General features: G+C 67.1%; 20 protein-coding genes. 7 read left to right on the top strand and 13 right to left on the bottom strand.

From position 1 onward, the window contains the following. Positions 1–39 precede the first annotated feature (39 nt). Positions 40–468: a hypothetical protein gene (locus tag AC5RW2_RS11240; protein WP_493949363.1), complete on the top strand. Its 429-nt coding sequence runs from the start codon at positions 40–42 to the stop codon at positions 466–468. Here AC5RW2_RS11240 and AC5RW2_RS11235 read toward each other — a convergent pair whose 3' ends face one another. Genes AC5RW2_RS11235 through AC5RW2_RS11220 form a run of 4 tightly spaced genes read right to left on the bottom strand, consistent with a single transcriptional unit; the run spans position 469 to position 4,365 of the window. Continuing rightward, positions 469–1,107, bottom strand: a complete 639-nt coding sequence (locus AC5RW2_RS11235; RefSeq protein WP_493962353.1) for a LysE family translocator — start codon at positions 1,105–1,107, stop codon at positions 469–471. A 46-nt stretch (positions 1,108–1,153) separates the two neighbouring features. Next, on the bottom strand, positions 1,154–2,254 hold the full coding sequence (locus tag AC5RW2_RS11230) for a polyprenyl synthetase family protein (protein WP_493962354.1): 1,101 nt from the start codon (positions 2,252–2,254) through the stop codon (positions 1,154–1,156). A 9-nt stretch (positions 2,255–2,263) separates the two neighbouring features. Then, a complete protein-coding gene (locus AC5RW2_RS11225) occupies positions 2,264–3,601 on the bottom strand; it encodes a geranylgeranyl reductase family protein (RefSeq protein ID WP_493962355.1) in 1,338 nt (445 codons plus the stop codon). 2 nt (positions 3,602–3,603) lie between these two features. Further along, on the bottom strand, positions 3,604–4,365 hold the full coding sequence (locus AC5RW2_RS11220) for a demethylmenaquinone methyltransferase (RefSeq protein ID WP_493962356.1): 762 nt from the start codon (positions 4,363–4,365) through the stop codon (positions 3,604–3,606). A gap of 328 nt (positions 4,366–4,693) precedes the next feature. On the opposite strand from AC5RW2_RS11220, the gene AC5RW2_RS11215 reads away from it, so the two are divergent. From AC5RW2_RS11215 to AC5RW2_RS11200, 4 genes are all read left to right on the top strand, one after another. Further along, positions 4,694–5,941 carry an isochorismate synthase gene (locus AC5RW2_RS11215; RefSeq protein ID WP_493962791.1) on the top strand — a complete coding sequence of 416 codons (1,248 nt, stop codon included), beginning with the start codon at positions 4,694–4,696 and terminating at the stop codon, positions 5,939–5,941. 136 nt (positions 5,942–6,077) lie between these two features. Next, positions 6,078–6,899, top strand: a complete 822-nt coding sequence (locus tag AC5RW2_RS11210) for a basic amino acid ABC transporter substrate-binding protein (protein WP_493962357.1) — start codon at positions 6,078–6,080, stop codon at positions 6,897–6,899. A 77-nt stretch (positions 6,900–6,976) separates the two neighbouring features. Next, positions 6,977–7,762, top strand: a complete 786-nt coding sequence (locus AC5RW2_RS11205; protein ID WP_493949357.1) for an amino acid ABC transporter permease — start codon at positions 6,977–6,979, stop codon at positions 7,760–7,762. A 4-nt stretch (positions 7,763–7,766) separates the two neighbouring features. Next, positions 7,767–8,522, top strand: a complete 756-nt coding sequence (locus AC5RW2_RS11200) for an amino acid ABC transporter ATP-binding protein (RefSeq protein ID WP_493949356.1) — start codon at positions 7,767–7,769, stop codon at positions 8,520–8,522. Positions 8,523–8,560: 38 nt separating this feature from the next. Here the strand turns inward: AC5RW2_RS11200 and menD are convergent, their stop codons facing one another. From menD to AC5RW2_RS11180, 4 genes are all read right to left on the bottom strand, one after another. Then, entirely contained in the window at positions 8,561–10,384 is a 1,824-nt protein-coding gene (gene menD, locus AC5RW2_RS11195) for a 2-succinyl-5-enolpyruvyl-6-hydroxy-3-cyclohexene-1-carboxylate synthase (protein WP_493962358.1), read from the bottom strand. 67 nt (positions 10,385–10,451) lie between these two features. Beyond that, positions 10,452–12,524: a PhoX family protein gene (locus AC5RW2_RS11190; RefSeq protein ID WP_493962359.1), complete on the bottom strand. Its 2,073-nt coding sequence runs from the start codon at positions 12,522–12,524 to the stop codon at positions 10,452–10,454. A gap of 171 nt (positions 12,525–12,695) precedes the next feature. Next, on the bottom strand, positions 12,696–14,345 hold the full coding sequence (locus AC5RW2_RS11185; RefSeq protein WP_493962360.1) for an HNH endonuclease signature motif containing protein: 1,650 nt from the start codon (positions 14,343–14,345) through the stop codon (positions 12,696–12,698). Between the two features lie 162 nt (positions 14,346–14,507). Continuing rightward, the gene (locus AC5RW2_RS11180; RefSeq protein WP_493962361.1) at positions 14,508–15,530 is read right to left on the bottom strand and encodes an o-succinylbenzoate synthase; all 1,023 of its coding nucleotides are present in this window, start codon (positions 15,528–15,530) and stop codon (positions 14,508–14,510) included. A 67-nt stretch (positions 15,531–15,597) separates the two neighbouring features. Here AC5RW2_RS11180 and AC5RW2_RS11175 point away from each other — a divergent pair, with 67 nt between their 5' ends. Then, complete coding sequence (locus AC5RW2_RS11175; protein WP_493962362.1) at positions 15,598–16,509, top strand: phosphatase PAP2 family protein; 912 nt, start codon at positions 15,598–15,600, stop codon at positions 16,507–16,509. A 77-nt stretch (positions 16,510–16,586) separates the two neighbouring features. Next, complete coding sequence (locus AC5RW2_RS11170) at positions 16,587–17,483, top strand: hypothetical protein (protein ID WP_493962363.1); 897 nt, start codon at positions 16,587–16,589, stop codon at positions 17,481–17,483. On the opposite strand, the gene AC5RW2_RS11165 is transcribed toward AC5RW2_RS11170, so the two are convergent. The 5 genes from AC5RW2_RS11165 to AC5RW2_RS11145 all read right to left on the bottom strand — a co-directional run bounded on the left by AC5RW2_RS11165 (position 17,468) and on the right by AC5RW2_RS11145 (position 22,670). Further along, the gene (locus AC5RW2_RS11165) at positions 17,468–18,721 is read right to left on the bottom strand and encodes an MFS transporter (RefSeq protein WP_493962364.1); all 1,254 of its coding nucleotides are present in this window, start codon (positions 18,719–18,721) and stop codon (positions 17,468–17,470) included. The genes AC5RW2_RS11170 and AC5RW2_RS11165 overlap by 16 nt on opposite strands. Next, the gene (locus tag AC5RW2_RS11160; RefSeq protein ID WP_493962365.1) at positions 18,718–19,560 is read right to left on the bottom strand and encodes an MBL fold metallo-hydrolase; all 843 of its coding nucleotides are present in this window, start codon (positions 19,558–19,560) and stop codon (positions 18,718–18,720) included. Before AC5RW2_RS11160 ends, AC5RW2_RS11165 begins: the two co-directional genes overlap by 4 nt. A 144-nt stretch (positions 19,561–19,704) precedes the next feature. Next, on the bottom strand, positions 19,705–19,920 hold the full coding sequence (locus tag AC5RW2_RS11155) for a hypothetical protein (RefSeq protein ID WP_493962366.1): 216 nt from the start codon (positions 19,918–19,920) through the stop codon (positions 19,705–19,707). A 111-nt stretch (positions 19,921–20,031) separates the two neighbouring features. Beyond that, entirely contained in the window at positions 20,032–21,609 is a 1,578-nt protein-coding gene (locus tag AC5RW2_RS11150; RefSeq protein WP_493962367.1) for a dihydrolipoamide acetyltransferase family protein, read from the bottom strand. Positions 21,610–21,611: 2 nt separating this feature from the next. Continuing rightward, positions 21,612–22,670: an alpha-ketoacid dehydrogenase subunit beta gene (locus AC5RW2_RS11145; protein WP_493962368.1), complete on the bottom strand. Its 1,059-nt coding sequence runs from the start codon at positions 22,668–22,670 to the stop codon at positions 21,612–21,614. Between the last annotated feature and the right edge of the window lie 22 nt (positions 22,671–22,692).

The raw sequence follows: 22,692 nt of genomic DNA, 5'->3' as shown, positions 1-22,692 counted from the left end.
GTCTTCAAGCCCGCCTACCAACCGTTCCTGGGAGAAACCATGCCTGAAATGTTCGTGGACAAGTTCCGTGCGCTCGTGCCCAAGTACCTGGACCGGACGTGGACCGAAGACGACGGCATCTCCTATGACGAACTGGAGGGGCTGCTGGGCGAGCACAAGTTCCAGGTCCCGCAGGCGCTGGTGGAGTTCTACCACGCGCTCGGCGGCTGCGAGGACTTGATGGAAGCTCACGATTTCTTCTTCGACCCGGACGAGCTTGAGATCGAGGACGGCTACCTGCTGTTCCTGGACGAGATGGACGAAGAAGCGAACTGGGGTTTCAAGTCCGAGCACCTGGACGTGCCGGACCCCATCGTCTGGATCCGCACGAACGGCCCGCAGCCGCGTTGGAAGAGCGAGGAAGCCACCTTCAGCGAGTTCGTCTTCGACATGTTCGATTGGGTCTTCGGGGACGAGGAAGAAGACTAGCTAACGGGCTTCTGCCACCAGAGCCACGCCAAAGCCGACCAGGACCGTGCCGGTGGACCGGTCGATCGCACGCACCACTGCCGGAGTGCGGAGCCATTTCCGGGCAACATGCGTGCCCCAGATGATGGCCGAGAAGAACACCAGGCCCTCCAGGTTGTGCACCAGGGCCAGCGCGGTGCCCATCAAGACCGGCGAGACATCCGGCGGAATGAACTGCGGGATCATCGCCATGTAGAACACCCCGACCTTCGGGTTCAGCAGGTTGGTTCCCACACCGGTGAACCAGGCTTTGGCATACGACGCCGAAGTCTCCGGCTCTGCCGCGCCGGGCAGGTGTCCGGCCGGTTTCCGGAACGAGTTCCACAGCATCCGGCCGCCAAGCCAGATCATGTAGGCGGCGCCGGCGGTCTTCAGCACAGTGAACGCTGTTTCCGAGGCGGCCAGCAGGGCGGATGCCCCGACTGCTGCGGCTATCCCCCAGACCAATGCTCCGGCATTGATGCCCAGCGCGGTGGCGTAGGCCTTGCCCCGGCCTTGGCTGACCGCCGAACGGAGCACCAGCGCAGTGTCCATTCCTGGCACCAGGGTCAGCAGACCGGCCACCAGGGCAAAGGACAACAGCGCCTGTTCTACGCTCATCGGCTCGACGGCTCACTCACCGGCAGGTCAGTGCGCGCTGCACCGACTAGACCTCGCGGTCCACGACGGCTTCGGCGAAGGCCGTGAGCGCGAACTTCACTGTGCTCTCCGGCAGCGGGTCCAGGGCCGCCTTGGCGGCGTCGGCCCATTCGCCGGCGATGGACCAGGCCTTCGCGGTGACCGGGTGTCCGCGCAGTGCGATGACGGCCTCGGCCAGGGCTTCGTCGGAGGTCAGGTCTGCCTCCACCAGTGCCAGCACGGAGGCGGCGGAAGCATCGCCGTCGGCCGCGGCCTTGCGCAGCAGGAGCACCGGCAGCGTGGGTACGCCCTCGCGCAGGTCGGTTCCCGGGGTCTTGCCTGACTTGGCCTTGAGTCCGGTCACGTCGATGACGTCGTCCGCCAACTGGAAGGCAACGCCCACTTTCTCGCCGTATTCCAGCATCACGTTGACCGCCTGCTCGCCGGCGCCCGAGAACATGGCGCCCAGCTGGCCGGAGGTGGCGATCAGCGAGGCGGTCTTGTCCGCGATCACGGACAAGTAGTGCTCCACCGGGTCCTCGTCGTCGCGCGGTCCGACAGTTTCGTGCAGTTGGCCCAGGCAGAGCCGTTCGAAGGTCCGGGCCTGGATGCCCACGGCCTCCGGACCGAGCTGGGAGACCAGCAGCGAGGCGCGGGCGAAGATCAGGTCGCCGGCCAGGATAGCCACTTGGTTGCCCCACACTTCGTGCGCGGTCGGAGCACCGCGTCGGTACGGTGCGGAGTCCATCACGTCGTCGTGGTAGAGCGTGGCTAGGTGCGTCAGTTCAACCACGACGGCGGCCTGCACCACGTCGGGGACCGAACCGTTGCCCAGCTGCGAGGCGAGGATGGTCAGCAGCGGGCGGATCCGCTTACCGCCGGCTTCCACCAGATGGCGGCTGGTGGCATCGGCGAACGGATCGGAATGCGCTATGGCTGCACGCAGCTGCTTCTCCACCCGGGCCAGTGCGGTGGAGACCTCGGGACCGAGCACGGCGTCTTGGGCCACCGGGTCGAACCCGGCCGGCAAGTTCAGGCTGGTGGCAAGGGCGGCGGTTGCTGTATCCAGCTCCGGCGACTCCGGCGGGTTCTGGCCGGCTGGAGTCCAACTCGGTTTAGCGTCAGTCACGGTTCAACACTAACTAATCGTCGGGGCGGTGTGGCTGGCCGGCTTGTTGCCGCCAGCCTGGTTGGATGCCGGCGGCGTGAGCTGCTCCAGCAGATGAATAACTCTATCCTCAAATCCCTTGCCGCCTGAGTCGGTCAGGTTGGCCAGCATCCGCACCACAAAGCGCATCAGCGGCGGGACCGGCATCCCGGTGCGGAGCGCCAGTTTCATGATCGCGGGTTTGCCGATCAGCTGGGCGAAGATCCGGCCCAAGGTGAAGTGGCTGCCCCAGTGGCCGCGGATGATGCCTGGGTAAGTGGACAGCGCTGCGTCGAAGCCGGACCGGCTGAGCAACTGGCCGCCGGCCCCGGACAAGCGGGCATGGGCGTCGGCAATCAGCTCTGCGGCGTAGCGGGCGGACTCCATCGCGTAGGAGATGCCCTCGCCGTTAAAGGGGCTGACCATCCCGCCGGCGTCGCCCAGGAGGAGCAGTCCGGGACTGTAATGCGGCGTGCGGTTGAAGCCCATCGGCAGGGCTGCGCCGCGGATCTCGCCGACCTGGTTCTCCTCGGTGAAGCCCCAGTCCGCGGGCATTCCGGCGGTCCATTCGCGGAGCACTTGCTTGTAGTCCAGCTTGCCGAAGGACTTGGACGAGTTCAGGATGCCCAGGCCCACATTGGAGGTGCCGTCTCCCACACCGAACACCCAGCCATAGCCGGGCAGCGGATTCCCGGCGGCGTCGGGCAGTTCCAGCCAGCCTTCCATCCATTCGTCGTCGTGCCGGGGCGAGTTAAAGTAGGTGCGCACAGCCACGCCCAGCGGCCGGTCGTCGCGCTTCTCGATGCCCAGGCTCAGCGCGGTGCGGGTGGAGTTGCCGTCGGCAGCGAGCACCACGTCGGCGAAGAAGTCCTTGGTCTCGCCGGTCTTACGGCCGCGCTCGTCCAGCAGGTTGGCGCGCACGCCGATGACCCGTCCGGCGTCGTCCCTCAGAGCGGTGGAGACAGAATGGCGTTCCAGCACCACGGCGCCGGCCGACTCGGCATGCCGGGCGAGTGCCTCGTCAAAGCCGAGCCGGGTGCGGATCAGGCCGTAGTCCGGGAAGTCACTCAGCTCGGGCCAGGGCAGCTCAAGCTGCCGGCCGCCGGCGATCAGCCGCAGCCCACGGTTCCGGCGCCATCCGGCTGCTTCCTCGTGTGGCAGGCCCAGGATCTGCACCTCGCGCACCGCGCGCGGCGTTAGGCCGTCGCCGCAGACCTTTTCGCGCGGGAACGCGGTCTTTTCCAGCACCGTCACGTCGACGCCAGCCGTGGCCAGGTAGTACGCGGCGGTTGCTCCGGCCGGACCGGCCCCAACTATCAGAACTGACATGGCTACAGGGTGCGCCGGCTGCTCTGGCGCTTCAGCGCAGCCTGCGCCCCGGTGTTGGCGGCATCCGGGCGGCCAGGCTTCGTGGCCCGGTGCACGGCGACAATGCCTCCGGTGAGGTTGCGGTAGGCCACGCCGTGCCAGCCTTCGCCGGTAATCCACTCGGCCAACTGGTCCTGGTTGGGCCAGGCGCGGATGGACTCGGCCAGGTAGACGTAGGAGTCCGGATTGGACGAAATCTTGGACGCGATAGCCGGCAGCGCGCGCATCAGGTACTCGGTGTACACAGTCCGCCACGGCGCGAAGGTCGGCTGCGAGAACTCGGCGATCACCATCCGGCCGCCGGGCTTGGTAACGCGCAGCATCTCGCGCAGCGCCAGCTTCGGATCGCTCACATTGCGCAGGCCAAAGGAAATGGTCACCGCGTCGAAGGAGTTGTCCGCGAAGGGCAGGCTGGTGGCGTCACCGGCCACAAAATCAATGTCCGGGCGGCGGCGCTTGCCCACCCGCAGCATGCCCAGCGAGAAATCGCACGCCACTACGTGGATGCCGGCGTCGGCATATGGCTCGCTGGAGGTGCCGGTTCCGGCAGCCAGGTCCAAGACCTTCTGGCCACGCTCGGCGTCCACCGCATCCACCACGATCCGGCGCCACCGGCGGGTCTGCCCCATCGACAGCACATCGTTGACCAGGTCGTATTTTGGCGCCACGTCATCGAACATGGCAGCTACTTCATCCGGGCGCTTCTCCAGCGATGCACGATTCACCGCTTCATTGTCTCAAAGACCGGCGCCCGCCCGCGAACCCGGGCGTGCGCGGACGGTGTTTTCCGCGCGGCCGGATTCGCGAAGGCCAGGAGTTGCCCGCGCGGCCAGATTCGCGAACGGCCGGTGTTCCCCGCGCGGCCAGTGTTCCCCGCGGGGCAGAGTAGGCTTAATGTCCATGACCTCCGCGCTCTCCCCCTCATCCGGCCTGCCCGGAACCCGGCCGGCCGCCGCTGCCGTCGACACGGCCCCCGAGGCAGCGGACCAATCGCCCACCGGCACCCTGCGCGGCATCACGGTTGAGTGGCCCGCAGTCCCCGACACGCAGGGAATGTTGGAGTATCTGGTGCGCGACGACGTGCTCTGCTGGGTGCGCCGCGAGGGCGGTGTGGCCGGCTTCGGCGAGGTTGCGCGGTTCATTGCCAGCGGGCCTGACCGCTTCCAGCAGGCCGCTGCGTGGTGGCGCGGGATCCAGGCTGCCGCGGACATTGACAATCAGGTGGGTGGACCGGGCACCGGACCGGTCGCCTTCGGCTCCTTTGCGTTCTCGTACACCTCGGCCCACAGTTCCCGGCTGGTGGTGCCGGAGGTGCTGGTGGGTCTGGATGGGGACCGCGCTTGGCTCACCTATCTCACGTACGACGCCGAGGCCCACCTCAGTGCCGCCACAGCCGAGGCTGCGTTGGCAGCGTGGATGGAGGAGATCTCGGCCGAACGCAGTCCGGATCCGGCCGACTCGTTGGTGCCGGGACAGGTGTCCGAGCAGGCCTACATGGATGCCGTGGCCGCGGGTGTTGAGCGGATCCAGGCCGGGCACTTGAGCAAACTCGTGGTAGCCCGCGACGTGGTGGCGCACCTGGCCACCCCCATAGCCACCGCGCAGGTGCTGCGCGAACTGGCCGCACGGTACACGGATTGCTGGACCTATTCCGTGGACGGACTCATCGGTTCCACTCCGGAAATGCTGATCAAAGTGGAAAACAACGTGGCCCGAGCCCGCGTGCTGGCTGGCACCCTGGACCGCTCACAGACGCAGAACCATTCCGGCGAATCGGACACCGACTACGCCCAGCGGGTGCTGGCGGGCTCGGAAAAGCAACGGCACGAGCACCAAATCGCGATCGACTCGCTCACCCGCAAGCTGGAACCGTTTACCACCGCCATGACCTCGCACAGCGAGCCGTTCGTGCTGGAACTGCCCAATGTGTGGCACCTGGCCTCGGATGTCTCGGCCGAACTGGCACAGGATGCCGGGCAGCCGCCGTCGTCGTTGGAGCTGGCCGAAGCCGTGCACCCCACGGCAGCCGTCTGCGGGACCCCCACCGAGGTTGCCGGAGCGCTGATCCGCGAACTGGAACAGATGGATCGCGGGCCCTATGCCGGTCCGGTGGGCTGGACCGACGGCGCGGGCAACGGCGAATGGGGAATCGCGCTGCGCGGCGCCGTCGTCGAAAGCCCGCAGCAGGTCCGGCTTTATGCCGGATGCGGCGTCGTGGATGGCTCCGACCCGCAGGCCGAACTGGCAGAAACCTGGGCGAAGTTCCGGCCGATGATCGAAGCGCTGGGCCTGCGACGCTGATAACTATTCACCGACAATCCGGCAGAATTGCTGTTTCCCAATAGGCAATCAATGTAGCCTGTGGTGCATATCACCTGTGCCGGATGTGTTCCCGTTACACTTAAGCCGGATTTCCAACGAGACAAAGGTAGTAACTATGCGCAAGAAGGCATCCAAGGCGGTCCAGGGGCTCTCCCTCCTGGCCGTCGCGGCATTCGCTTTGACCGCCTGCGGCGGTTCAGACAACGCCGGCGGTAGCGGCGGCACCGGCAGCGCCAGCGGCGCCGGCAGCGAGCTGAACCTGGTCCAGGCCGGCACGCTGACCGTCTGCTCAGACATCCCCTACCCGCCGTTCGAGTTCGAAAAGAACGGTGAGTACACCGGCTTCGACATGGACTTGGTCAAGGAGATATCGTCCGAGATGGGCCTGAAGCTGTCGGTTCAGGACGTCGGGTTTGATGCCCTGCAGTCGGGCGTCACCCTGGCTGCCGGCCAGTGCGACCTCGGTGCCAGCGCGATGACCATCACCGAGGACCGCAAGAAGAACCTCGCCTTCTCCGACCCGTACTACGACTCGCTCCAGTCGCTGCTGGTCCCGGAGGGCTCGGACATCAAGGCCATTGGAGACCTCTCCGGCAAAAAGGTAGGGGTCCAGCAGGGCACCACTGGCGAGACCTACACCCGGGAGAACGCGCCGTCCGACGCCGAGGTCATCGCTTTCCCGTCCGATGCGGAGATGTACCAGGCCATCCAGGCCGGACAGGTAGACGCCCTGCTGCAGGATCTGCCGGTGAACATCGGCCACGCCAAGGACGGCAAGTTCACTCTGGTGCAGGAGTACAAGACCGACGAGACCTATGGTTTCGCGGCGAAGAAGGAAGGCTCCGAGGCTCTGGTCTCGGCCGTCAATGATGCCCTTTCGACGCTGCGCGACAACGGCAAGTACAAGGAAATCTACGACAAGTACTTCACCGAGTAGTACGCCCTCCGGCCCCCGTTCCCGTGCTCCAATGCCGGAAACGGGGGCCGCCGACTCACAGCTGGAAGGCATCACCAGTGAAACCTTCGACCCGCCGCCGACTTTTCCGCGGGGTCCTCTACGCCATCTTCATCGCCGCGGTAGCCGCCGTCGCCCTGCTCGCCGATTGGCAGGCCATCCAGACGAACTTCCTTAATCCGGAAGTCTTCGGCGAGCAATTCCCGGCGATCATCACCATCGCGGCCAAAAACACGGTCATCTACACGGTTATCGCTTTCATTGGCGGCCTGCTTCTTGGCCTTCTCCTGGCGCTCATGAAGCTCTCTCCGGTCGCGCCCTACCGGTGGGTGGCGACCATCTACATTGAACTGTTCCGCGGTCTGCCTGCCCTGCTGGTGATTTTCGGCTTCGCCTTCGCAATCCCGATCGCGTTCCAGTGGCGTCCGCCGGGAGGCACTGCGGGCGCAGGCCTGATCGCGCTGATCATCGTCTCGGCTGCCTACATGGCCGAGACCATCCGTGCCGGCATCGAGGCCGTTCCGGCAGGCCAGCGTGAGGCCGCCCGCTCGCTGGGCATGAACCCGAGCTGGACCATGGTCTCCGTGGTGCTGCCGCAGGCGGTCCGTATCGTCACGCCACCGCTGACCAATGAACTGGTCATCCTGATCAAGGACACCTCCCTGCTCTTCATTGCCGGCATGGCCCTGGGCCAACGCGAGCTCACCACCTTTGCGCGCGACGGTGTCTCCCAATACGCCAACGCCACTCCGCTGGTTGCCGCGGCCCTCATGTACCTGATCATCACCTTGCCGCTCACCCAACTGGTTGCCCGGCTGGAGAAGCGCAACAATAGAAGCCGGTAACGCCATGACTGAACAATCACTGCGCCAGGACGCGCCCGCCATCGAGGTCAAAGACCTGTGCAAGAACTTCGGCACCAACGAGGTCCTCAAGGGCATCGACTTCCACGTGAAACAAGGCGAAGTCGTGTGCGTGATCGGGCCGTCGGGTTCGGGCAAGTCCACCCTGCTGCGCTGCGTGAACCGGCTTGAAGAGCCCACCAGCGGCACCATCTTGGTGGAAGGCGTGGATATCACCGATCCGGAGACGGACCTGGACAAGATCCGCACCCGGATCGGCATGGTGTTCCAGCAGTTCAACCTGTTCCCGCACCTGAATGTCCTTGACAACCTCACGCTGGCCCAACGCCGGGCGAAGCGGCGCGGCAAGACCGAGGCTACAGACGTTGCCCGCAAGAACCTGGAGAAGGTTGGACTGGCCAACCGCGAGAACGCCTATCCTGCCCAGCTCTCCGGCGGCCAGCAGCAACGCGTGGCCATCGCTCGCGCACTCTCCATGAACCCGGACATGATGCTCTTCGACGAGCCCACCTCCGCACTGGATCCGGAGCTGGTGGGCGATGTCCTGGCTGTCATGCGCCAGCTGGCTGACGAAGGCATGACCATGATGGTGGTGACGCACGAAATGGGCTTCGCCCGCGAGGTCGGCGACCGCGTGGTCTTCATGGACGGCGGCGTGGTGGTGGAGCAGGGCAAGCCCGAGGACGTTTTGGGCAACCCACAGCACGAACGCACCAAGGCGTTCCTCTCGAAGGTCCTCTAACCCGGCTCAGCTCAATGGCTCAAGCCAATAGCTCAACTTCATAGTGTGGCAGTGGCGGTCGCAATGGCGGCCGCCACTTCTGCGTGGAGGCTGCGCAGCCGGCTTCGGTCGGTCGGGACTTCCACCACGCTCCGCCCGGCCACCGGTTCGGACAGGAGAGTGTCCAGCTCGTCGGCGTCCTTGACCAGCCGGTGCTGGACCCCGTACCCGGCCGCCAGCGAGGCAAGATCCGCCCGGTGCGGGGTGCCGAAGAGGCGCTCGACGGCGGACGTGTAGGACGCCTGTTCCCCCACCTTCCCGTGTTCCAGGGTCGAGAAGATCCCGCCGCCGGAATCGTTGAGCACCACGATCTGCAGGTCGGGCTCGGGCTCCCCCGGTCCGAGCAACAGCGATCCGGCGTCGTGCAGGAATGTCAGGTCTCCCATGAGCGCCCTGGTTGCGCTTTTCGTTCCCAGTGCGATGCCCGACGCCGTGGCCACCGTGCCGTCGATGCCTGCCAGCCCGCGATTGGCGTACACAAAGGCATCGGGAATATCGATGGGTGTGCCGGCCAGGTCCACGTCGCGGATCGGGTTGGAGGAACCCAGCACCAGCCGGCCCCGGGTATTCAGCCATACCGACCGTCCCACCCGCAGTCCGGTTAGGCCCGGTTCGGCGTCCAGCAGATGGATCAGGGCAACATCGGCGGCGCAGGCTGCCCGTCTCCATAACTGCAGCCAGCCATCCGGACCCGAACCGGCGAAAAGAGACAGGTCCTCCGGCTCGGAGATGACGCGTTCGCGCCGGCGCCCCGGCTCGAACCAGGCGACCGGTTCGGGCTGGAACAACGCGGTTTGCACGTTCTCCCGTGCCAGGAGCGCGGCTATTGGACGCGACAGCGTGGGCCTGCCAAAGACCACAGCGCGCTCGATCTGCGCCCCGAAGTGGCCCAGCAGCATTCGGTAGGGGCCAATGGCGTTCGGGCCGAAGCGCGCGTTGGAGGAGGGTTCTGCGAACAGGGGCAGACGGTGGGCGCGGGCAAAGGCTTCAGCCATGGCTCCGGCACCATGACCGGCGACCACCACGGTGCGGTGTTCGTCGGTGACGTGCACGGCCGGTTCGGCCAGGCTTATCGGCCAGTTGATAGTCCAGCCGGGTTCCTCCGCGTTCGTCTCCGGGGTTACGACGCCCTGGGACCCAGCGCTTGGTTCCGCTGCCTCCGGGAACAGGGGATCGCGGAACGGCAGATTGATATGCACCGGCCCCACCGTGCCTTGGTGCGGACCCAGGTCGGCCGGTGCAGTGTGCTGTCCTGGCGAAGGCGTGGCTGCCATCGCGCGAAGGTCGTCCAGCGCCGGAGGCAACGGGATGCCTTTGGCTCTGAGCAGGCTGGTGCGGATGGCATCCGTAGGGTCATCGCCGGCCGGAATGTCAACGGCGGAGCGCACGTGGATACCGAAGAGGCCGGGTTGGACCGTGGTCTGGTTTGCACCGGTCCCGCGCATTTCCTCCGGCCGGTCGGCGGAGATCACCAGCAGCTCCACTCCGGCGTGGTTGGCTTCCATCACCGCCGGCAGCAGTTCCCCTACGGCGGTTCCGGACGTGGTGACCACCGGGACCGGACGCACCGAACCCAGCGACAGCCCGAGCGCGGTGAAGGCCGCCCCGCGCTCGTCGATCCGGACGTGCAGCCGCACTTCGCCCCGGCTTTCCGCCTCGGCGAGCGCATACGCCAGCGGAGCGCTCCGTGATCCGGGGGCAACGACGACGTCGCGCACGCCGCCCCAGACCAAGGCCTCCACGGCCAGTCGGGCGGCTTCCATCGAGCTCAGCTGCGCAGTCACCCCCTCATGGTAAGCAGACGGCCATGTCCGAATGGACATGGCCGTCTGCTCACTCCTGTCGCGACAGGCTGTGCCGGACTAGCTCTTCCGGGCCAGCGCTTCCGGGCTAGCGCTTCACGTGCCCGTTCTTGCCCTTGAACATCTGGATCACGGCCGGGCGCGGCAGCGCGGCGTCGCCCCGCTTGGCACGGCGGCCTGCCTGGACATAATCCGGGAACAGCGAGCGCTGGGCGCCCCAGCTGCCGTCCTCGCCCGGGTGCTGAACTGCGACGAATACCAGGCCGTCGTCGTCGTGAATCAGCGGGCCGCAGGTCTCGGCATCGATCGGGACGGCCATGAACTGCTCCACCTTGCCGCGTTCCTGCCCGTCCAGCGTGACGCGGAAGAGGGCGTCGTTGCGCTGGATGGTGCCCGGCTGGCCGTCGGTGGAGACCCACAGGTTGCCGGCCGAGTCGAAGGCCAGGTTGTCCGGGCAGGAGATCGGCTGCACCTGGTTCGCCGGGTAGCCGCTGAAGTAGACGGACTCGTCCACGGCGGGATCACCGGCCACCAGGATCACGCTCCAGGTGAATTCGGTGGAGGTCTGATCGCCGGTCTCCGTCATTTCAACGATGTGGCCGTGGCGGTTGTTCGCCCGCGGGTTCGGCTCGTCCGCTTGCGCGCGGGTGCGGGAGGTGTTGTTGGTGCATGCCATGTAGATCTTGCCGGTGGCCGGGTTGATCTCAACATCCTCCGGGCGGTCCATCTTGGTGGCGCCCATCGCGTCGGCTGCCAGGCGGGTGTAGACCAGCACTTGATCGATGCCCATGCCTGGCACCAGGGACTTGCCGTCGCGGGTCAGCTGGATCCAGTGCCCGGTTCCGTCGAACGCGCCGTCGGAGGGCAGCACGCCGGAACCGTCGATCTGGTTCTGTGGCGAGTTGCCCTTGAAGCTGGCCACAAACAGGTCGCCCTCGGTCAGCAGCGTCATGTTGTGCTTCTTGTCGCCCTCGCGGTACTTACCCTTGGAGACGAACTTGTACAGGTAGTCGAAGCGCTCGTCGTCGCCGGAGTAGGACACCACGTGCCCGGAGGCAGCGATGGTCACGTTGGCACCTTCGTGCTTGAAGCGGCCCAGTGCGGTGTGCTTGCGCGGGGTGGACGTGGGATCGAACGGATCGACCTCAACAATCCAGCCGAACCGGTTGTCCTCGTTCTTTCCTTCGGGGCGGTCGGTGTCGAAGCGGGGTTCCGGGATGTGCCAGCCGCGCGACGGGTTGGCCGACGTGAGCCCGTAACGGCGCTGCTCGGCGGCCGGGGCCGACACCTTGAAGTACTGGTTGAAGTTCTCTTCGCCCGACAGGATGGTGCCCCAGGGCGTGGTGCCGCCGGCACAGTTGTTCAGCGTGCCGAGCACCTTGCGGCCGGTGGGGTCGGCCTGCGTCTTGAGCAGGTCCGAGCCGGCTGCCGGGCCGGTCAGTTCGTATTCGGTGTCCATCAGGAAGCGCCGGTTCAGCTGGGCGCCGCGGATGTAGCTCCACGGCTGGCCCTTGCCCTTGCGCTCCAACTCCACCACGGACAAACCGTGCGCAGCCATCGCAACCTCGCGCTGGCGTTCGACCGGCATGTCCGGCGGGAACATGATGCCCTCGTTGGTGTATTCGTGGTTGGCGAACAGCACCGCGCGCTTGCCGTTGCTGCCCGGGATCTCAATGATGTCCAGGTAGTCGTTGTTGTAGCCGAACTGCCCCGACTGGGACTTCTTCGTCTGGTTCTCCGGGTCGAACTCCGGGGTGTCATGGAACAGCGGGTCGCCCCAGCGGATCACCGGGTCCCAGTTGTAGCCCTTGGGGACGACGACGTCGTCCACGTTGTTCGGCACAGCGTTGATGCCGTCAAACTTCAGCTTGCTGCGGTTTCCCGGCCCCTTCCCGGCCTTGGCGGCCGGGGACAGCCCGACCTGAGCCTCGGCGGCTGCTCCGCCGCCAAACATCAGCGCCAGCGCACCTGCGCCGCCCAGCCCCATCATCCGGCGACGGGAGTACTCGGCCGAGACGATGTCCCGGAAGTAGTTGTTCTCAGAGGTGTTGCACACGCCCTTGGCGCAGGCGTTGTCGCACTTGAGCGCGCAGGTCACGGCGCTGCGCTTCCCGGACACATGGCCCAGCATGGGCAGGTAGCGCTTCTTGGTATCGGTCACGGTTTTCGCCTTCCACGTACAATCTGTCGGTTCCCTGCTTTATCGTTTCGATTGAAATCGACCAGCAGATCGAGCGCTGGTGAATTCTTGGCTAACAGTGGGCGAAAGGCGTCACCCTTTGCTTACGGATTTCCCCCGGAAGCAGCCTTGAGGCGCGATACAACGCCAGGGTCAGAACGGCGGCGGCGCGTAGGGGTCGGTGTCCTCTTCATCGGGCAGTTCGATGCCGCCGAGCGTACGTTTGGGCTTCCCGTCCCCGGCTTCGCTTTCGCCTCCCCCGCCAACTGCGCGTGGCAGGAGCGTGTCCCAGCTTTCATCCGGGGAGGTGGTCTTCCGGTGGCCTGTACGCGTGGTCCACGTGATCTCACCCTTCGGGCCCGCCACTGCGCTGGATTCACCGGCTGTCTTCGCCGCGTGATGTGCTGCGCAGAGGCATTGCAGGTTCTCCAGAACCGTCAACCCGCCGTCTTCCCACGCGATCACATGATCAATCTCGCAGTAGGGCGCAGCCCGGCGGCAGCCGGGGAACCGACAGTGCCGGTCCCGTATGCGGACGAGCCGTTTCAACCATTCCGGCGGAGTCCGCAGCTTCCGGGCCGCAGCGATGGCTTGGCCTTGGTCATCGGTGAGCACCAGCAGCCAGGATTTCGCCAACTGGGAGAGCTGCCGGCCCGTGTCCGGTGGAATCGGTCCGTGCCCGGCCAGGTCTCCAGGCTCCTCGCTCAGCCCCAGCAGCGTAGTCAGCGGCATAGTGACTAGCATCCCCGGCCCCGTGTTGCCTGGTCTCCCCTGTGCGGACCGGGGAAGCACGCTGGTGCCAGCCGCCGGCGCCGCTTGTTCCGCAGCCCGGAGTTCTCCAGACAGCAGCAGATCGGAGAACACATCGGCCCGCAACTGCGGCAGGGTCCGTTCTTCTCCGGGACCTTGGAGGGAACGGGCGGTGGACTGGACCCGGTCGAAGACCAGATGGGCTTTGTCAGCGCTCATACGGATCCACAGTTCGGCCATACCGTCGTCCTGATCGGTCAACTGCAGGTCCCGGGACTCGTTCGCCCGCCGGTGCCGCTCTGATAACGCCTCCGGATGCAGGCGGTCGCGCATTTTCCGAGCCCGAGACCTCACGGATTCCAAGGTGATATCCCCGGCGCGCGGCAGCACAGCGGCTTCGAAGTCCTTGAGGCATTCCGCCGGCAGATCGGCGGAGCCCCGGGCCAGGGCTTTTGCCCGCGCCAGGTCCAGATCACCGCGGCTCATAGCGCCGAGCGTTCCCGGCAGGTTCGAGCAGATGTGACGGGCGTCGGCGAGCATGGACCTCGCTGCGGCGTCCCCGGTGGATAAGTGCGCCGAGATTTCCTGCGGCGCGAACCGGGAAAAGCCTTCCGGGTCTCGATCCCCGCCCTGCCCAGTCCGCAGTAGCGCGAAGCGGTTCAGTGCCTGCACCTGGCAGGACTGCACCCAAGCTTCCACCCGCGCTGCAGCCTTCAGATAATCGATCGCCTGCGCATCGTCCAGCGCCATGGGGTCCACCACAGCGAGCAGGCCGGCCAACTCAGTCGGTACACCCGCGCCATCCTCCGGTATAGACGGATCGTCCCGGTCCTCCGGTGAGAGAGACTCGACATCAGCGGCGGTTTCAACGCCAGCGGAGGAGCCTCTGGCGCCGCCCGTCGAGAAACCGTAGCGCCGCAGCAGGGCATCTGCCAGAACCTGCTGAAATAGGGCCTCCAGCAGCGAGCTGTCCGGACGCGCCGGGACACCAAGGTCCATCACCAGTCCCTGACCCGGAACCGGCAGCTGAAGCTCAATGCCCTCGCTGTCCATATCTTCAAGCTATCGGCTGCCTCGGACATTTTTCGCAGTGAAGAACGGGCCCAGAGAACACCTGAAGGATTGACCCGGGCGAGGAAGGATCGCCCCGGGCGAGGAAGGATGGACCTCCGGCAGTTGAAGCGTGGCGCCCGAGGAGCGGCAGGCGCCGCTGACTCAAGCCTCCAGCAGCCGGTAGGTCCGCGTCAGGCGGTCCAGCCACCATTGCCGACGGTCCTCCGGCGCGGCAAAGTGGTCCAGCAGCACCGGATCGGGCGCCACCTCTCGCACCGGCAGCCGTCCGGCCACCGGCACCAGCGACTGAGCCGTGACGTCGCCGTCCATCAGGGAGACCGTGGCCAAGCCGCAGGCGTACGGCAGGTCCGGCAGTGCCGCGGCCAGGGCCACGCCGGCGCGGATCCCCACCGAGGAATCCAAGGCAGAGCTGACGACGGCGGGGAGTCCGGCCTGGGCGACGATGTCCAGTGCCCGGCGCACTCCGCCCAGCGGCTGCACCTTGACCACAATCAGGTCCGCGGCCTCTTCGCGGGCGACCCGCAAGGGGTCGGAAGCTTTGCGCACGCTTTCGTCCGCAGCGATGGGCGTGTCGATACCGCGCCGGCGCAGCTCGGTCCGCACGGCCCGCAGCCCGGCGATGTCCGGCACCGGTTGCTCGGCGTACTCCAGCGAGTACTCGGCCAGTCTGCTTAGCGCGTCAACGGCCCCTGCAACGTCCCAGCCGCCGTTGGCATCCACCCGCAGCAGGGCGTCGGGAGCAGCGGCCCGCACGGCCGCGACCCGTGCCACATCCTGGTCAACGTCCTGGCCGGCCTCGGCAACCTTGATCTTCACTGTCTGGGCCCCGTCGTAGCGGGCCAGCACACCGGGCACCTGGTCCGGCGCCACCGCGGGAACGGTGGCGTTGACCGGAACGCTGTCACGGACCGGGGCCGGGAAGCCCTGCCAGCCCGCCTCCACCGCAGCGGCCAGCCATGCGGCGGCCTCGGCGTCGTCGTACTCCAGAAACGGCGAGAATTCCGCCCATCCCGCCGGGCCTTCCAGCAGCAGCACTTCACGCTCCATCACCCCGCGGAAACGGACCTTCATCGGCAGGGAAACCACCCGTGCGGTGGCCAGCAGATCGGCAAGCTCGGGCAGATCGTGGTGCCCTGAGAGGTCTGGAAGCTGGTGCGGTATCATCGAGTCCACTGTACGGCCGGCGGCCCCTTCCCGGATGCTGCCAGCATTGTGTGCGACCCTAGAATCGATGACTTCGCAGCGTTCCAGTTTCCGCCCCCGGACCGCCTCCCGCCGTCCGGCAGCGCACGCTCCTGCCCTTTTCTGGCTGGGGGCGCTGTTGTGCGCGGGCGCGTTTGCGCTGAACTACTACGCCTTCGTTCGGACCACCACCGGGCAGTTCGCGGATGAATCAGCCTGGGCAGAAGCGGATTCCGGCTGGCGGCTGGGCCGGGGCGTGTTCCTGGACTTCCTGGACCTGCTGCCGGATGTTTCCGTGGCGGTGGCGGCCGCCGTGCTGCTGGTGGTGGCCTTAGTACGACGGCGGTGGGTCCCCGCTGCGATCGGCGTCGGCGTGGTCGCTGCGTCGGCGGCCACCACCTGGATCCTCAAAAACGTCATCCTTGACCGGCCCGACCGCGGCGTGCCAACGCTGGAACACAATTCGTTGCCGTCCGGGCACACGACCATCGCCGCAGCGGCTGCCTTGGCCGTCTTCCTGGTCGTCTCGCCCCGCTGGCGTCCGTTCGCCGCGGCCGCCGGTGGCTTGTACGCCGTGCTGGCCGGGGCGGCCACTCTGATCAACGGCTGGCACCGGCCTTCTGATGTGGTGGCTGCCTTCCTGGTGGCCGGTTTCTGGGCCTTGGCTGCCGGGCCGGTAGTGCTGCGGCACGGCAACGACTGGAACGTCTGGTCAGGCTACGGAAGTTTCTGGGCTGCCTCCGTCTGGTGGCCGCGGCTGTGCTGGCTGCTGGCAGTGCTGGGGCTCGGTATGGCGGCCGGGCTGTATCTGCTGGTGCAGCAGCTCGGTCCCGCTGCGGTGCCCGGCGACGGCAGTATCCCGTTCTTCTTCTGGGCCGGGATGGGCCTGATCACTGGCACCGGCATGCTGCTCAGCGCCCTGCTGACCTGGCTGTTCGGCATCCAATCCCGCAGGCACTGAGCCACAGCGTTTTTGTCGCCGGCGAGGCCGTTCCGTCGCCGGAGCCAGTTACCGTGTCCCGCGGCTACGCTGTAGCGATGGATTCCCTTCTCGACGACGAACCCGGCCGCTGGCTGCTTCGCCGCCTGGATGCTAGGTCGTCGAGCATGCACGTGGCAGTGCCCCGCGGCTATCCGGCGTATGCCCGGATCTTCCACCCGGCAGAGCGCGACCGACCGGTGCACTCGGGAAGCTGGCATGAAGACGCGGGGACGGGTGCATTGCGTGTCACGTCGGAACAGGCCTCGTGGTCCGTGGTGGCTGCGGCCTTCGGATCCATCATGCATCCGTTGGCGCAGTACCACCGGCTTGTCGGTTCCCCGCCCGGTGGCGCGGATGGTGTTCTCGACGCTGCCGGCTGGCGGTATTTCGAGCCGATGTCCGGCAATCTGGACGCCGGAGTGCTCGCCGCTGTCGCCGGCCACCTCGCCAACCACACCGCGACGCCCACCCGGGGAGTCGCTGCCGTGTGGGAAGGCTGGGGCGGTCTGACAAGCTCAGCCGGGCTCGCCGTGCTCACCGCCTCCGACGGACCGACGTCGGTCGGCTCCGAATACTTCGTGCCTGATGGCGGCCCCGGCTCCGGGATCCTGCCCAAGGACGTTGTCAACGGCCGGGTTCTGGAGTTGCCGGACCGCTCCTATTTCTTGTTTAGCGCAGGGGCACAATTCTTCGCTGATCCAGACTGGAACGAGAATGTCCCGTGGCACGATGATCCGGATTTTCCACAATCACCCAGCATCTTGTGGCCGGACGATCGGAGCTGGGTCCTGGTCACTGAGATCGACTGGGACTCGACCATCGTGGCTGGAAGCTGGGAGCTCATCAAGGCTCTGGTGTCCGACCCATCGATCGAGGCTTTGCCGGTTCGCGAAGGCGCCGACCTGAGTTGGGACGCCGACAACGTAAACCGGCCACCTCATTCCTCGGCGTAGCTACTCGTCACGCGATGGGGCTGCCGAGCCTGTGCGCTGAGTCCGGTTGATATCTTCGGGAACTTCCGCGGGCCGCGTCCGCGGGATCCAGTAGCCCAAGGCCACCGCGCCCAGGAGGGCGAGCCCCGCCGTCGTCCATATCCCCACGGAGAGTGAGACGAGTGCGGTGACGGCAGCGCCGGGCCGCCCATGATGCCGGTGTCGGTCACCAGCCGCCACAGGCCCAGGAACTGCGGCCGTCCTGCTGGCGGAGCATGGTCGGCGCCGAGCGTCATCACGATCCCGGAGCCCATTCCGTTCCCCACGCCCATCAGCAGCGCCGCGAGCAGCAGCGCGGTGAAGCCGGTGGTGAACGGGATCCAGATCAGGCCCGCAGCCATGATGATCATGCAAGGCACCGCCGTCCAAATCCGGCCTTTCACGTCCATGAGCTTGCCGGCCGGGTAGAACAACAGCAGCTCGACGGCGCCGGACATGCCGTAGATCAGCGACGCCGCCGAGGCATCCAGGCCCAGGTTTTCCGCCCAGAGCGGCAACACCGCCTGCCGCGAGGCGCGGACGGCACCGACCAGCATCACTCCGACGCCAACCGTGGCGAAGGTCCGCCAGTGGCGCGTGAAGATGCTGCGGATGGTCACCGGCGGCGCGCCCGGAGCCGCCGTCGTTGCCGATTCGAAGTCGGGCACGGTCAGCGAGAGCGCCGCCGCCAGCACCATGGTCACGGCACCCAGCCAGAACGCCGCGGGGATGCCGCCCAGCGCAATGGCCGCGGCGGCCAGGAACGGGCCGGCGAAGATGCCGATCCGGTGGGTTCCTCCGAGGGTGGACATGGCGCGGGCGCGCAGGTGGTGCGGCACGGCCGCGGTCAGGTAGGACTGCCGGGCCAGGTTGAACACGGACCCGGCCATGCCCACCATGAAGATGGCCGCGGCGAAGAGCGGCAAACTGGTGGCGGTCGCCCCGAGCACCATTGCCGCCATCGCCCAGACGGCTGCCGCGACCAGTGCGCTGCGTTCGCCGAACCGTGCCGTGAGGGACGACGCCGGCAGGTTGGTCAGCAGCGAGGCGAGCCCGACGACGGTGGTCATCAGGGCGGCCACCGCGAAGCTGGCGCCGAGGTCGTGGGCCCGCAGCGCGATCACCGGGGTGATGGCGCCCATGCCGATGCCGTACAGCACCGACGGGCCGAAGGCCGGAAGCGCTATCTGGCGGAGGCTGAAGTCGCCCGCGCCGCTCACCTGCTGGCTTTGAGCCGCTGCAGCAGGGAGCGGGACTGCACCGGGCCGTAGGGCAGGATCGGGATGGCCTTGGTGGCGTCCGCTGGTGTGTCGCGGCTGGCCTGTTCCCCCATCCGGACGGCCAGGGCCATGGTCTCGCACATGTTCTTCACGAAGGCGTCGCTGACGGTCTGGCCGTGGCCGGGCACCAGCACGTCGTACTCGTGGCGCAGGCCGGAGATCCGCCGCAGCGTCTCGACCCAGTCGCGGGGATAGGAGTCCTCAAAGGCGGGAGGCGCGCCTTGCTCCACCAGGTCGCCGGCGAACAGTGTGCTGGGCGAGCCGACCAGCAGGTCGCCGTCGGTGTGGCCCAACCCCAGATGGAAAAGCTTGACGCTGACCCCGCCCAAGTCGACGGTGGTCTCCGTGTCCACCAGCCTGGTGGGGATCCTGATGGCGGTGTACTCGCCCTCGGCCGCCGCCATTTCCGGTTCCGTCTCCGCGACGGCGGCGCGTTGCAGCGCACCATTCTCGGCGATGTCGTGCGCGCAGCTGCGGTGCGCGTAGAAATCCTGCACACCCTGGGCGGCGAAGTAGTCATTGCCGAAGACGTGATCATAGTGGAAATGCGTATTGACGACGGCGAGCGGCAGCTTGGTCAGCCGGCGCGCCGCGGCGTAGATCCGCCGGGCCTGGCGTGGGCCGGCACCGGTATCCACCACCAGGGCCTTGTTCCCGCCGATGACCAGCCCTGAGTTGAGCAGGTACTCCGGGGTCCTGATCACGTAATTCCCGGGCGCAACTTGTACGGTTTCCGCTGGCTCGCCGGTCGTGTCCTCTGTTCGGGCGGCATTGCTCATCCGGCCGTCACTCTCCATCGACTCGCACACCGGCCGCGCAGATGGCACGGCCCTTTCCTGCTACCGTACCGCGCCGGCCCGCTCCGCTGAACGACGGCACACAATGAGACAAGGCCGCGGCACACTCACCACGTGCCCCAGTTATCAGTACTCGTGGGCGTGGCGAACTTCCTCACGGATTTCGCCGAACGGCACGGAGTCGTCGACGTACGCCTGCACGTGTTTGGACCCCATGCCGCGGATCGAGATGCCGTGTTCCCCATCGGCAACCGATTCGAGGAACACCGGCCGGAGCGCCTCGGCATGGTGTGCAGACAACCGGGAGAGGTACTTTTGGTACGCCTCTGGCAGAGTGATCATGCCTAAGCGTAGCGCCGGGCAGATCGGGTCAGCTAGGGAAATTTTCCAGCGCTTTTCGGCAGCACCGACAAGAACCCGGGCCCGCCATCAGCGACTGCGGGCCCGGTACCGTTAGAGATCGGCGAGCACGCTGCCGGGGTTCTCGATGGCGTCCGCGACGTAACGCAGGAAGCCGCCGGCCGTGCCGCCGTCGCATACCCGGTGGTCGAAGACCAGCACCAGCTCGGTGACCTTCCGGACGGCCAGCTCGCCGTTGACCACCCAGGGCTTGTCGATGATCCGGCCGACGCCGAGGATGGCCACCTCGGGGTAATTGATGATGGCGGCGCTGCCGTCCACCCCAAAGACTCCGTAGTTGTTCAGCGTGAAGGTACCGCTGGTCAGCTCGGCGGGCGTGGCCTTGCCGTCACGCGCGACGGCGGTGAGCCGCCTGATCTCGGTATCCAACTGCCGGGCGCTGAGCTTGTCGGCGTTACGCACGCTCGGCACCAGCAACCCGCGGTCGGTCTGGGCGGCGAAGCCCAGGTTGACGCCGTCGAAGCCGACGATCTCCTCACCTTCCACCCGGGTGTTCAGCGCCGGGTACTTGGCCAGGCCGGCCAGCACAAACCTGGCGATGAAGGCCAGCAGGCCCGGGGTGTTCTCCGGGGCGCGTCGTTTGAGGTCGGCGCGCATCTGCAGCAGCGCGGTGGCGTCCACGTCCACCCACACGGTGGCCTCGGGGATTTCCGTGCGGCTGCGGGACATCGCCTGCGCCACCGTCTTGCGGACGCCCTTCATCGGGGTGCGGGTGGCGATGCCGAGGCCGGTGCGGGCGTCGGCGCCGGTGGTCGACGGAGCGCCGTCGGTGGTCGATGGAGGCGCGCCAGCGACGAGTAGAGACCCGTCGAGCAGAGACCGGTCGAGCAGAGACCGGTCCGCCCCCGGCCCTCCGGCGAGCGCGGCCTCGACGTCCTTGCGCAGAATCATCCCGTCGGCGCCGGTGCCGGAGATGTCGGCCAGGCGGAGGCCGGCGTCGCGGGCCAGTTTGCGGACCAGCGGCGAGATGACCAGCGGGGCCGCCGAGCCAAGGGTCTCCACGCGGGTCTCCACGCGCTCGCTGGCGCTCGCTTGGTCGACCACGGGGGCGCTGCCGGTGGTCGATGGAGGCGCGCCAGCGCCGAGTAGAGACCGGCCGGTCTTCGGCTTGCGGGTGCGCTTGGACCCTGCCGATCCGCCGGGAGTTCCGTAACCGATGAGGACGTTGCCCGACCCGGACTCCGCCGGCTCCAGGATCCCGGCGCGCTCCTCGTTCCGGTAGGCCTCGCCGTCGGGATGGGCGGAGTCTGCCCCCGAACGGTCGGGGTCCGGAGCATCTCCCGCCGCGACGGCGGCGGCAGCCTCCCCCGCACGGGGCGCCTGCGGTGCGGATCCAGCGGGACCCGATGCACCGCCGTCGTGCACATACCCCGGCGCATCCACCGAGATCAGCGGCTTGCCCACATCCATGGTGTCTCCGGCGGCTCCGTGCAGCACGGCAACGGTCCCGGCGTAGGGGCTGGGCACTTCCACCATGGACTTGGCGGTCTCCACTTCGGCGACCGGTTGGTCCACGCGGATCTCGTCGCCCACCTTGACCAGCCAGTGGACCAGTTCGGCCTCGGTCAGGCCTTCGCCGAGGTCCGGCAGCTTGAATACTTGTCGCGTCATGGCTACGCGTCCTCCCACTGCAGTTCGTCCACGGCGTCCAGGATGCGGTCCACGCTGGGCAGATAGTAGTGCTCCAGCTTGGGCGCCGGATAGGGAATGTCGAAGCCAGTCACGCGCAGGACCGGGGCGGCGAGCGAGTGGAAGCAGCGTTCCTGCACCCGCGCCACGATTTCGGAGGCGACCGAGGCGAAACCGGGGGCTTCGGCCACGACGACGGCGCGGCCGGTCTTGCGCACCGACGCCATCACGGTCTCGTCGTCGAAGGGAACGATGGACCGGATGTCAATTACCTCCAGCGAGCGGCCTTCCTCGGCGGCCGCTGCGGCGGCCTTCATCACGGTGGGCACGGACGGTCCGTAGGTGATCAGCGTGGCGTCGGTGCCGGCACGGGCGATGACGGCGCGGCCGAATCCACCTTCAGCGGTCGCGCCGGTCTCCACGCGCTCGCTGGCGCTCGCTTGGTCGACCACCGCAGTGCTGCCCCAGCGCGCCTGCAGGGCCTCAAGGTCCAGTTGCTCTTTGGAGAAATAGAGTTTCTTCGGCTCCAGGAACACCACCGGGTCCGGGAAGCGGATCGCTTCGCGGAGCATGGTGTAGGCGTCCTCCACCGTGGCCGGGGCCACCACGGTCAGCCCTGGGGTGTGCGCGTAGTAGGACTCGGAGGAGTCGCAGTGGTGCTCCACGCCGCCGATGCCCCCGGCATACGGAATCCGGATGACCATCGGCAGCTTGACCTTGCCGCGGGTGCGGTTCGGCATTTTGGCCACATGCGAGACCACCTGCTCGAACGCCGGGTAGGCGAAGGCGTCGAACTGCATCTCCACCACCGGTCGCAGGCCGTTCATTGCCATGCCGATGGCCATGCCCATGATGCCGGACTCAGCAAGCGGGGTGTCGAAGCAGCGTTCCTCGCCGAATCGTTTCGTCAAACCGTCGGTGATGCGGAAAACGCCGCCCAGCGGGCCCACGTCCTCACCGAAGACGACGACGGAGCTGTCGGCTTCCATTTCATCGGCCAGCGCCGTGTTCAACGCCTTCGCGAACGTCATTGTTGTGCTCATGGTGTGTCCTTCGGTGGGCGGC

The sequence above is a fragment of the Arthrobacter sp. B0316-1-20 genome (assembly GCF_059091865.1).
This window is presented reverse-complemented; position numbering and strand designations above follow the sequence as displayed.